This window comes from Nocardiopsis oceani, from assembly GCF_054777395.1.
Window position 1 is genome coordinate 127593 of the sequence record NZ_BAAHAR010000001.1, and the last position, 12160, is coordinate 139752.

General features: G+C 62.7%; 10 protein-coding genes. 3 read left to right on the plus strand and 7 right to left on the minus strand.

Going from position 1 to position 12160, the window contains the following annotated elements:
- Positions 1-103: 103 nt before the first annotated feature.
- On the minus strand, positions 104-979 hold the full coding sequence (locus tag ACYVDG_RS00550; protein WP_460745840.1) for an ion transporter: 876 nt from the start codon (positions 977-979) through the stop codon (positions 104-106).
- Positions 980-1492: 513 nt separating this feature from the next.
- Here ACYVDG_RS00550 and ACYVDG_RS00555 point away from each other — a divergent pair.
- Positions 1493-2044: a thymidine kinase gene (locus tag ACYVDG_RS00555; RefSeq protein ID WP_460745589.1), complete on the plus strand. Its 552-nt coding sequence runs from the start codon at positions 1493-1495 to the stop codon at positions 2042-2044.
- A 29-nt stretch (positions 2045-2073) separates the two neighbouring features.
- On the opposite strand, the gene ACYVDG_RS00560 is transcribed toward ACYVDG_RS00555, so the two are convergent.
- The 5 genes from ACYVDG_RS00560 to ACYVDG_RS00580 all read right to left on the minus strand — a co-directional run bounded on the left by ACYVDG_RS00560 (position 2074) and on the right by ACYVDG_RS00580 (position 8449).
- Positions 2074-2856: a hypothetical protein gene (locus ACYVDG_RS00560; RefSeq protein WP_460745591.1), complete on the minus strand. Its 783-nt coding sequence runs from the start codon at positions 2854-2856 to the stop codon at positions 2074-2076.
- A gap of 2 nt (positions 2857-2858) precedes the next feature.
- Entirely contained in the window at positions 2859-4031 is a 1173-nt protein-coding gene (locus ACYVDG_RS00565; RefSeq protein WP_460745592.1) for a C40 family peptidase, read from the minus strand.
- A gap of 4 nt (positions 4032-4035) precedes the next feature.
- Positions 4036-4707, minus strand: coding sequence for a hypothetical protein (locus ACYVDG_RS00570; protein ID WP_460745594.1), 672 nt, complete (start codon positions 4705-4707; stop codon positions 4036-4038).
- 25 nt (positions 4708-4732) lie between these two features.
- Positions 4733-7075, minus strand: a complete 2343-nt coding sequence (locus tag ACYVDG_RS00575) for a TrbL/VirB6 family protein (protein ID WP_460745595.1) — start codon at positions 7073-7075, stop codon at positions 4733-4735.
- A 744-nt stretch (positions 7076-7819) separates the two neighbouring features.
- Positions 7820-8449, minus strand: coding sequence for a hypothetical protein (locus ACYVDG_RS00580; protein ID WP_460745597.1), 630 nt, complete (start codon positions 8447-8449; stop codon positions 7820-7822).
- 757 nt (positions 8450-9206) lie between these two features.
- Here ACYVDG_RS00580 and ACYVDG_RS00585 point away from each other — a divergent pair.
- Entirely contained in the window at positions 9207-10238 is a 1032-nt protein-coding gene (locus ACYVDG_RS00585; RefSeq protein WP_460745599.1) for a trypsin-like serine peptidase, read from the plus strand.
- 139 nt (positions 10239-10377) lie between these two features.
- Here ACYVDG_RS00585 and ACYVDG_RS00590 read toward each other — a convergent pair whose 3' ends face one another.
- A complete protein-coding gene (locus tag ACYVDG_RS00590; RefSeq protein WP_460745601.1) occupies positions 10378-10656 on the minus strand; it encodes a hypothetical protein in 279 nt (92 codons plus the stop codon).
- A 141-nt stretch (positions 10657-10797) separates the two neighbouring features.
- On the opposite strand from ACYVDG_RS00590, the gene ACYVDG_RS00595 reads away from it, so the two are divergent.
- A complete protein-coding gene (locus tag ACYVDG_RS00595; protein WP_460745603.1) occupies positions 10798-11979 on the plus strand; it encodes a Kelch repeat-containing protein in 1182 nt (393 codons plus the stop codon).
- The last annotated feature ends 181 nt before the right edge of the window (positions 11980-12160 follow it).

Here is a 12160-nt window from a genome sequence, read left to right on the forward strand (position 1 = left end):
AAAAACTTCAAGAAAAACCTGGGATTCCGTTCCCAGCACCCTGCGGAGTGCGCCATACTAATCACAGAGGGTAGGAAGCAGGTCCCGCCGGGGGTTCTTCTACTCACCTCCGGCGGGTACTTGTTCCGTCCGACCCACCCTCTCGGGGCTCCGATTCAACGTCCGCCTCACTATCGGACGCGGAGTTCTTAGCGGCGGTAACTTCTACGCTCTGGTTTCCGCCGCTACTTGCTTGCCCAGAACCGTCCTGCCCCTGGAGCTGGGACTCCAGCTGGCGCACCTGACGGCTCAGTTCCTCCAGCCGGTCCATCACCGCGTTGTGCTGCACCAGCTCAAGCCGCTGGTCCTCTTCCCACCGGCTCTTGCCGAACTCCTCCTCCATCGAGGTCACGATCACGCCGATCACCAGGTTCAGCATGATGAACGCGCTCAGCACGATGTACAGGACGAAGAAGATCCAGCCGTACGGGTGGTGGGCGAGCACGGCGTCCGAGACGTCCGGCCAGTCCTCCGTGGTCATCAGCAGGAACATCGTGTAGAGCGTCGTGCCCAGGTCACCGAAGTACTCCGGGACGGTCTCACCGAACAGCTGCTGCGCGAGGATCGCCGAGGTGTAGACGACGATCAGCAGCAGCCCGATGACCGTGCTCATCCCCGGCACGGACTTGAAGAGCGCCCCGATGATCTGGCGCATCTGCGGGACCGCCGTGATCAGCCGCAGGATCCGGATCACCCGCAGGATGCGCAGCACAGCGAACGGTCCGCTCGCCGGGATCAGCGACACCGCGACCACGAAGAAGTCGAACCAGTTCCACGGGTCCTTCCAGAAGTTCCACCGCCAGGCGTAGAGCTTCAGGAGCATCTCGACCACGAACAGGCCGACCACGAAACGTTCGGCCACAATGAGATACGGAAGTACAGAACCCCCATAAGTGGCCCAACCCAATATCACGGCATTGAGCAGGATCACGGTGAGCATCGTGTTGGAGAACCAGCGGTTCTCGACCAATTGAGTGACCTGATCACGCCGCAACGCCACAAACCCTCTCGCGCTCACGCCCTGAATTCCGACAAGGCGCAGCCAAATATATCGAAGCACTTCCGGACAGCCCGGAGCGCGTCATAGTTCCCGCCGTTCAGCGCACGCCCGGCCTGACAGGACGGGTCCGGCGGTCGGCACCCGGCAGAGCGGGCCGCACCGACCGGAGAAGGCACGACGACCCGTCGACAGTAGTGTCACGAGCGGATAACCGCACCCGGATTCGGCACGTGCCTCTTCCCACACGCCAGTGGTTCTCGGTTTCGGCCCGGACCGATCCATCCCCGACCACCCACCGGAACCGATCCCGAACCGCCGGTACGAGCGTTCTGTCCAGGGCGAGCCCGTGCCTGGAACGTCGTGCCCCGCTGGTATGTTCGGCGCTGGCCTCGGCGGCTTTCGGCAGCTACCGGGCGCCGCCCCCAGCACAGCGCCCGCGACCGAGGAAGAGACATGGCGGAGCTGAAGTACTTCACCGGTTCGATGAACTCGGGCAAGAGCACGATGGCTCTCCAAGAGCACCACTCCCGCGGCGGCGAGGGTGTCCTGTACACCAAGCAGGACCGCGCTGGCTCCGGGATCATCTCCTCGCGCCTGGGCCTGAAGTCGCCAGCGCTCGAGGTCGGCGACAGCCTCGACCTCTACGACGACATCGCGGACCGCAAGGCCCCCTACGTCATCTGCGACGAGGCCCAGTTCCTGTCGTTCAAGCAGGTCGGCCAGCTGGCGGGGGTCGTCGACGGCATGGGCATCGACGTGTACTGCTACGGCATCCTCACGGATTTCCAGGGCGCCCTGTTCCCGGGCTCCAAGCGCCTGGTGGAGCTAGCAGACAAGATAGAGATCCTGCCGGTCTATGCGCGATGCTGGTGCGGCAACCGCGCTACGCATAACGCCCGCGTGGTCGACGGGGTGATGGTGTACGTGGGCGAACAGGTCCACATCGGGGGTACGGAGTCGTACACGACCCTGTGCAGGCACCACTTCATGGCGGGCGTGGCGTAGGTCTGGCCCATCTGCCACCCGATTACTTTTCACTCTGGAATCCAGTACTCAAAGCCATTTGCCAAGAAGTTTGAAATCTTCCGGGCTTCACCTGTGAATTCACTCTCGTCAGTCTTCCCCAAAGCCTGTTCGGGCCTATCCTCAAAGCGAATGCTGTAGACAGCACTACGCGTCTGGATCAGAGTCACGTAGACAGTCTGACCATCCTCGCCCACACCATAGACGGAGTAAGAAGGCTCACCATATGGCGTCTCTGACTCAGACTCCATGTCATGAACTTCGGCCGGAAGTTCACTCTTCAGTTCCTCGTACCTGACTGAAGCGATCTCATCTCGGTGCTGGCCACTCTCAGCATCAATGATTGCCTCGTACGTAAAACTGAAATCCCAAGGAGTAGAGTTATGCGGAGCGATCTCCCAGAGACATTCATCCTTTACGAGGCGAGCAACACCATCAATTTCGATCTCACCGTCATCCGTGGTGTCTAGGTGACCGTCGCCCGAGTCCTGACGTTCTACTTGGATCGTCGTCAGCGGGTCGAGGTTCTCTCCACAGACGTCCATTTGACCTTCTTCAAGGTCAGATCGGGACTCTCCGATACCTTCCTCTGGAAGGTTTACCGATGAATCAGACGTCGGGATACCTGAAGAAGCTGTGCTGAAGAACAGGCTCAGTACACCCACAAATACACCGAATACACCGAAAGCTGCCAACGTTCCGCATCCAAAAATCGTTGCGGCGGCCTTCCAGCCGTGCAGGCCCTTCTTCGCCGGTTCCTTGCGCTCCCGATCCGCTTCTTTCGTGTCCGCCACGGTTACGCCTGCGCCTCCAGCTGAGCCTTCACTTCGGGGTGCTCAAGCGGACGGGTGAAACCCACGATGTCCGCACGATTGGGGTCATCGTACTCGCGCACGGCGATAGGTCCACAGTTGGTGCACCAGGCTTCAACCATCAACCCATCGTCGACCACCATTCCCATATGGCCGGGCCCCGGGGGTTCGCCAGCACGGGTTACATCGAAGAAGACCAGGTCACCCGGTTGTTCCTCACCCATCGGAACCTCCGGTCCGAAGTCCCACTGGTCTTGGGAAACCCGAGGCACCGTCACACCGATGCTCTCGTAGGCCTTCATGGTCAACCCGGAACAGTCATAGCCGTCCGGACCGGTGCCGCCCCAGACATACGGGAGACCGCGTTGGTCGAGGGCCCAATCGACCACTGCCTGGGTCAGCTCGTCCGGGGCCTGACCGATGGGGCCGCCCTCCTCATCCAGCTCACAGATGACAGCACTGCGGACGGAGTCCGTGGTGTCGTATTCGCCTTCCGCATAGCGCTCCGCCCACTCCATCACGTCGTCGACGTACCACCAGGCGTGGTTGTAGCCGTAGATCGCCTGTCGGACGTCGTCCTCCAGGCCGTGGGCGAGCAGGTAGTCAGCAGCGGCGGGGATCGCGTCGGCGGGGTTGTAGACGTCGACGATCCCGTCACCGTCACCGTCGACCCCGTAGCCCTCCTCCGGCCGGTCCTCGACCGCCTGCACCGGCTCACCGCCCCAGCTGTTCCCGGCCGCCGAACCGTCCAGCGAACCGAACTGCATGGGACCGGCCGCCCCCCAGTCGTTATGGCCCTCGGTAATCCCTGGGCCGTCCCAACGACCGTGGTGCGACTCCACTTGGCCGATGCCAGCCAGGATGTTCCACGGCACCCCCCGGTCGTCCCCGGCTTCCTGGTACAGCTCCAGGTAGTTCTCCGGGATGGAGTCCATTGCGTACTCGCTGGTACCAGGCTGGTCAGCGTCGGCATTGGGGCCGCAGATCACACCGGAGGCGAGCCACGAACCCACTTGGGAGTTGTTCGTGATCGCCGGGATCACCATCAGGGTCAGGAAAACCAGTCCGGCCACCCCGACGGCGGCCGCCACGGCAACCCTGGTCAAGCATGATCCGCTTCGCTCATCGGGGGCGGGGGTTCGGAAAGCGGAGATCAAGCGGCTACTCCTCCCCGAATTGGCCAGATTCCGCGGGCTGGAAGTCGAAGACCTCCCAGGAATCACCTTCACGGGTCACGGTGATAGCAAACTCCCCGAGGTCCTCGTCGAATCCGGCGTCGCCCGTCTCGGTGATGGACTGAGCCGTGACCTCGAAAGTGATCGAGTCCTCGCCGAAGGTCCGGATCGTGTCCACCGAGGCCCGTCCTTCGGCGATCGCCTCCGCTTCGGTCATCTCCTCCCAGAAGGCCCCGGCCCGAGTCGCATCGGAGAGCACTTCGGCGTACTCCTCAGTCGCCAATGCCTCCATGGAGGCGTAGTAGGTCTCGGGGTCCTCGGTGTAGTCGATAGTGCCGTAGGCCTCGGCGAAGCCCTGCGCTGTCGCGCCCGCAGCCTGGAACTCGGCCTCACTGAACGGGAACCATTCGAGGACGTCCAGGTCCTCGGCCCCGGTGGTCGGGATCGGGCTGGGCGGTGTCGTGGCAAGCCCGTCCGTTCCGGTGGGCTCCTCGGTCTCGCTCTGCGCCGTCCCCGGTTCGCGGGGCGGGCCGGTGGGCTCTTCCACTTCGTCGCCTCCGAACCCGCCGAGGCTGATGTAGATCCCGAACCCGGCCAGGGCAACGATCAGGCCGACGATGACCAGTCGCTGGGTGCGTTCGGGGAGAGGGTTTGGCATGGTTCCCGGGGTGCCTCGTCTTCGGTCAGTCTTCGTTCAGCCAGAAGGGGACATCGCGCTTCCGGTCCCTGGTACTCGATGATCCACCCTCGCCCCAGAAGGGGGTGATGGGGGCATTGTCGTTCTTCTTGCCGGAGCCACTCAGCCAGCCGCCCTCACCGTCACCGCGCCTGCCCCGGTCGGCAGGGGCAGCGCGAGGCGGTCGCTGCGGAGCGGGCCGGTCGCGCTTCTCCCGCGCACCTCCCCAACGGGAACCCCGGTTGCCCACGTTGCCCTGGGCCGGGGTGTCCTCACGGCCGCTGAAAATACCGCGCCCGGTACTGGGTTGCGGCCGCTCTGAACTGGTTGCGCGGGAGTTACCCGAAGCTCCGCCGAACATCCCGCTGTCCGCACTGCCTGAACCAGAACCGCCGCTGTCCCTGCGATCAGAGTTATTGCCGCCACCGCCAGTACCGAAGACCGCGGCCCAACCACTGTCTCCGGTTCCGGTGTATCCCCCGGTTGGACGGGGTGGAATGGACCCGGCACCTTCTCCCCCGCCACCCGGGCTCTTACTGCTCAGGCTCGGGGCCTGGTCAGAAGAACGGCTACCTCCGCTCGGTCGTCCGGCAGTACTAGGACGCTTACGGTTTACGTTGAGCGGCGGCGCAGCATCATTTTCTCGGACACGACCGTAGCCAGCGGTCCCCCGGATACGGGCACCATCCCCACGGGTGGCCCCGCTATCCGGGGCGTCCTCGCCACCATCCGGTACACCGGCTGGTGTACCGCCACTTGCCGGCACTCCTGCGGCCGTCCCGGCGATCATGGCTGCCCGGCGCCGACCCCAGTTCTGGCCCTTGAGGTAGGCGACCGGAGGTAGGACCATCCCGCTCTTGTCCAGTGCTTGGCTCCGCGCGGCATCGCTGACAATCCGCGAAGTAAAAGTATTCGCATTTACCGAGGAGAAGAGGTAAGTAAAGGTTTTCCTGTAGATAAACAGAGCCAAGGTGAACAGGGCCAAGAGGATCATCTGAAGCCCCCAACCAAGGGGTGTCGCCATGACCAGCCCATAGCTCATGACCAGCAGGGAAATAAGCAGGACAACGAAAATCTGCTTGAGTAGGAAACCGACCATCAACTCCACCCATCGAAGCAGCACCATGCGCCCGTAGCCGGGATGGATGCCAATAAGAAGGAAAATCGGGGAGAGCATAAAGAGCAGCATAAAACCGATCTGAAGCACTATAAGTGCAACGGACCCGGCAAGGATCAAGCCACCCGCGAAGATCGACGCAAAGAGCGCCAAAGTAGCAACACCCAAGCGACTTCCTTGGTCATCCCCAGAGAATAGTGGATACACACTTGGGAATGACGTCTCAACGTTGGCGGAAATCTCTTCGTAAGATTCTTGCTTCTCCGCCATAAGTGCTTCGGCTTCCACCTCGCCATCAACAAGCTGCTGCTGCTCAATTCGACTGATACCTTGAGCCGCCATGAGATCGACAGCATGCTCCTGCGTGGCGATTTCTGCAATATCACCGTTTCCGAACTGACCAGCAATCCACGGCTGACACACCAGGCTTGACCACATCATGTCCGCGTTTCGGCGAACCTGATAATCAGACTCAGTTTCCCAATCTGCTCGCTCCGGAGGTTCCGCACCGGCAGGGCATGTTGCAGCTCCTCCCCCATAAGGAACTTGACCAACAGCACTCGTGACAAGCTGAGTTCCAGAATTTACGAGAGAGTTTCCCAATCCCATGACTTGGGCTGGATTAATTAGAATCCACATACCAAGCGCGGTTGCGGCCACCATCCACACGGAGGACTCAAGAGTGAGAGTCATCCGCTTGCGAATGAGTCCATACCAACCTAGCCAAATTGCACCCAAAATGACCATGGTCGGAATAAGTGGCCGCCAAATACCTTCCCGCAGCGCAACAATCACATTTTCAACTGTTTCAGTGAAGCTGGAAAGGAGGCCATCTGACGTGGCAGCCTGATAGACAGTGATGGTTGACTGATTGATGGTCTTGGAGAGATCCCAGGCAGAATTTGCGATCGTTGCTTGCGGACCCGAACTCATCTTGTCGACGCAGGAATCTGTGATCATGTGCCATTGTTGCCCGGCCGTTCCGTATTGACCGTACATACTGGCGTCCGGAGGCAATCCGTCTGGAGAACGTTCCATAGCAGACTGAGTCTGGGGGGGAACCAACAGCCCGTCCGACCCACTACCTACAGACTCCGGCAAGGGAGCAGGTTCTCCAGGACACATCGGGTTGGCCTGGGCCGCGGTCAACGGGATCAGGATGAACCCGCTCAGCATCAGGAACGTCATCAGTAGGCGTCGCCAACCCCGCCGGTGGACGTGCTGATGCGTCATCTGCTGAGCTCCTGCGTCGTGGTTCGGGCGAGGTATCGATGGCAGACAGCTGGGACCCCGGCCACACACCCCCGCACGCAAGCTTCACGCGCGCGAACCTACGCGACCACAAGGCCCCCGCTTGTCTTTACCCCATCCTCTATGGTGCGCCATCACCGGGTTGGGGGTTGGGTACAACGCGACCGGTTTTCCTGTTGTCACCCGGGAAGTGGCGGGGACGTGGTGGACAAAGCAGGGGGTTCTTCGCGTTTTCGCTGGTAACAGGCTTGAACGGGCGACCGTAACGCCCAAAAACGTCGAGGCCACAATTTCCTGACCTGACTCGGACTATGAGCGGCGTCACAGAACTTTCTGTCGCGAAAATTGGACATACCGCAACCAACCGGACCGGCACCCCGTACCAGTACGGTCTTCCGCTGCAACCACAGCCCCTATTGCCGTAGGGCCGAAACGGTGCGGCACACACTCCGCACGCCGGGGCAGCCGTCGAACGGGGGCTGGTAGGACGGGCGCACATCCGCGGGACGGCTCAGACGCAATCTCATGAGAAGCCCGGAGCAACCGACTGGCCCCACCACAGTGAGCCACCAGCTGGACTGCCGCCCCCTCGGACGGATCATGCGGTCGCCGGAGCCGATCCCGCACAGGACCCGATGAGCGCGGACAAAAGGAGGGCCCGGGAGGCGGCGGGTCGGCCTCTCCGGGCTCGGACCCGAAGGGCCGGGGGACAAGTACGGAACGCACCTAGTCCTCTCTCCTGATCCAGTTGTCATTCGAGTCGAGTTCCCAGCCATGGTTGAGTTCGCTCTCCTGAACGTGCAGTTCGCCGCCCTGCATGACGGCGACTTCCGCGATAGCAAAGGAACGCGTACCCGTATGCCCGTCCCCGTGCTCATTCATCGACGCGAATCTTACGCTCGCGGTCTCCTCATCGTCAGTCGGCGAAGCTGCGCAGGCCACAGGAACCACGGCCGAGGTGTAGCTGTCGTCGACCTCGATATCGTCCAGTTCCCGGCCGGTCAGGATGAGCGACATAAACTCGTCCCCTGCCCGGTCGATATCGTCGGGGTTCTCTTCGACGTACGCAAGGAGGCGCTCGCGGCCGTCGTCGTAGTAGTCGAACTCGTACTCCACGGCGCACTCCGACACGTCATCGGACTCAACCGCGGTGAGGGTGACGAATTCGTACACGCGCCTGTCGGCGTACTCCCCAGCAAGGTCGATGAGCTCATCAGGAACACGGAACTCGATACTCTCGGCCGGTCCCGTCGAGGACTCGGTGAAATCGAACGCTTCAGAAGACGAGCACGCGGTCAGGGCGAACACCGCCGCCAGACTCGCCGCCGCCGGGCGAGTGAGATGCTTGGAGGGCACAGGGATGATCTCCTCACACACGACTGAAAACCGGCACTTAACGCTGCCCGTTCTACCCCACCACGGTCAGAATCGAAATCCTGGGGACCGGTGCCCCCGGCGACCCGGCGACCGTGGTGCGAACAGCACTGCGCTCCGGGCAGACCCCGCTGACGGAGCGGGCCCCGCACAGGGCTCAAGAAAAGCACGAAAAGCCCGGGAGGCGGTGGTCTGCCTCCCCGGGCTCGGCCCTCAAGGGGCCGGGGAAACGGGTGCGTACCGCGCCTAGTCCTCCGGAGCCCCGGCCAGGGGCAGGCGGACCCCGTCGGCGCCCACCCTCGAAGAGAAACAGCGCCGCGCACAGCGCACAACTGCACCTGACAAGGGCCTCGCTCACGCAGAAACGGGAACCTCCTGCGCGGCCTGCGCTGCCGCCTACCGTGAGCAGGGGAGATCATTCTGGCGGTGCCGGTACCGAAGCTCTGCGAAGCAGGATGAAAGCAGATCACTGGCGCCGCGAGTGTATTCATTCCACGCAGTGGAACCCCAACGCTCGGCCCAGGAATACCCCATCGGTATTCTCACCTGCGCCCCCGCCTGAAACTGCCCAGCGTGACCCGACGCCGTCTCTGACACTCCGGCCTGGCCAGGTTGGATATGCCTTTCTCTGAAAAAGCAACAGCATGGTCTCACGCGAACCGAGATGGCCGGATTCGGCCATAATGTTGAAAACCGACCCCGGCTCCTTAGGCTGTCATCGCCCCCGAAAATTGGATAGATGAGACGGGACCTGATGAAGACATCCTCGCGCCTTGCCGTGCTTCTCTTGACATCTTCTTTCTTTGTGGCCATGCCCTCGGCCGCCGGTGCTGACGAGATCCCCCCAGACACGCCAATTACCCCAGACGGAATCGAGGAACCACGCACAGGACCCGCCAGAACTGTTGAGTCCATCCAAGGCCAGCCTCCGCTCTTCGACGACGAGGACATCGAAGACCTCGCAGTTGAAGAGGACAGGGAAGACGGGGCTGAGGATTACCTACCCGCTTTGGATGGTGACTTCGGTACAAGCGTGGTTTACGGTGAGGACGACAGGGTTCGCGCCACCCCTACGACCACTTATCCCAGCGCCGCATCCTATCTGATTACCTTCGAAACTCCCGATGGTAGCGCCGCGAGTTGCACCGGATTCGCCTACGGCCCGGAAGACATCGCTACCGCCGGACACTGCCTCTACACCCACGGCGAAGGGAAGGAGGGAGGGGGATGGAATCGCAACTTCGTCATCCACCCAGCCAGAGATGCGCATGAGACGCCTTTCGGCACCTGCGTGGGACTCAATGCAACATCCGTGGTCGGCTGGACTGAGGACGAGGACTTCCAATTTGACTACGGGTACCTCAGGGCCATGTGCCCAGACCCCTACCAAGGGACCATCGGAGAGTGGACCGGGACCCTGGGGATGTCGATCGGTTCGGGTTCCATGGACGGACTGGCAGCGACCATCAACGGATACCCTGCAGAGAAGTCCCCAAGTAACAGCCAGTGGTTCCACAACGGCCCCATCGAACATACGCATGCGCGCCAGCTGCTCTATAGGATCGACACCACACCCGGCCAGAGCGGAAGCCCGGTGCGCATCGGCAATCCCACCCTTGACTGCGATTACCACTGCGCAATCGCCATCCACTCCTCCGGCCCGATGAACCTGCGTGACTACAACCATGGAGTGAGATTTGTGCCGCGGGTCCTTGAGAACTACGCGGAGTGGATGTCCGACGGAGGTGCGGAGTTGATCCGGTATCAGTAGAGTTTTGTGTGCAGTGGTCGCCTGGCTCGGCATCGTGCTTTCCTCTGGATGCGGCACATCCGGGTCGGGCGACCCCCGGGGGGAACTAACGGGGAAAATACTATCTGCCGATGGCCACCCTATCGGTGAATGTTCCATCTCACCTGAGCCCTTGGATATCCCCGACGAACCAATACCCGAAAAAGGGTACAGGAGCAGTGACGATGGAACCTTTCGAGTGCCACTCCCTGAGGGCGAATACCATTTCACCTTCATTTGCCCCATCGAACCTGGTGGCCACAGTGAAGAGGAAGAAAAGAAAGTCCTCGAAGACATGTTCATCACCAGCGGCGAAGAGACTGTCGTTGAGGTGCGTATGGCTCACGAGTGATGAGTACGCACCGGCCACCTCCACACCTGGCCCCTGGGCGCAGAACATGTTCCTGCTAGCGTTCCTCGCGGCCTCGGTGCAAGGCTTCCCCACACGCATTCCCCCGCGAGAAGAGGATCACGATGCCGGAGAGATACGCGTCTCCCGCCTCAGCAGTCCGGCTGACGGCCGCATCTCTTGGATAAGCGAATGAGCCCGTATCCGCGGAGGGCTTCGGGCCTCCTTGCCGCTGTCATCATCGCTGCCGCGTGCTCAGCACCCGACCAAGCGGACGGACCCATCGGTGTGAGCGTCGAAGGGATCGACGGCGCCCAGCTCGAGGGCCGCGAATTCCACGCGCAGGTCTGGACCGGCGAAGAGCTGATCATCTGGGGCGGGAGAACACCTGAGGCGAGGACCCACCACTCCGACGGCGCCGTCTTCCACCCGGCGGAGAGCAGGTGGCGGTCGGTGGCGGACTCCGTGCTCAGCGCGCGCAGCCACCACGCCAGCGTGTGGACCGGGGAGGCGCTCTTCGTGTGGGGCGGCTACGCCGTCGGATCGGGGCCGCCGGACGAACGGAGTAACTTCTCGGCCGAAGGTGCCCTGTACCGCCCCGATGACGACGAGTGGGCCGCGCTGCCGGACGCCCCCGAAGGCCGCGCGGCCGCCAAGGCCGAGTACGTCGACGGCCACGTGGTGGTGGCCGGTAACGTGCCGCGGACGGACGACTTCCTCGTGCTCTCGCTGGACGACCACTCCTGGGAGCAGGTCGCGTTCTCCGGCGATCACGAAGACAAACACGAAGGCCATGCGGGCCCTGAAGGCAACGGCGGCTTCGCCGTGCACGACACGACCGTAGACGGTGACGCAGTCATCGCCCTGGCGGAAAGCGGCGGAAGCCTGTACCAGGTCTCCTACCGGGCCGGTGAAGCCACCGCACTCACCACCGAGGTCCGTATCTCCGACAGCTCCGATGGCTCTGCTGTCTCCGAAGAAGCGCGGCGGTACGGCATCGCGGTGGCCCCGGACGGAACCCGCTATGTCGCCGCCAGCGGCGCCGCGGTCTCCCGGATCTGGGACGTTGACGCGTGGGGCAACGCCGAGATCGTCATGGAGGACGAGAGCCGTTCCTTCGAGCCGCCGCACCTCGCGGACACGCACCCCTTCAACCAGGGCTCCCTGTTCCACCACCCCGGGACCGGCTTGGTGGCCACCCACCCCGGTCGGGTCGATGTGTGGGACGGGAACGGGGACGTCGCCACGCTGGACACGGCCGAGGAGGGCAGTTTCTGCGGCCCCCTGGTCCAGGCCGAACCGGACGGCCTCATCGGCTGGGAAGGCGACAACGGCTGCGGGCGCCCCGGTGCCCTGGTGGAGTTCACCGGTTAGGGGCCGACACCGACTGCCCTGCCGAGAGCGGTGTTGGGGGTCGGCTGTCCGAGAGGAGGAGAGTAGAGGGCAGTCGGACGCGTCCGTCGACTGAGCACCTGGGGCGGTCACCGTGGGTCGCGGCCGGCCATCCCCCAGTACTCTCCACCGAAGTCGGGACGGCATATGTACAGGGATTGAG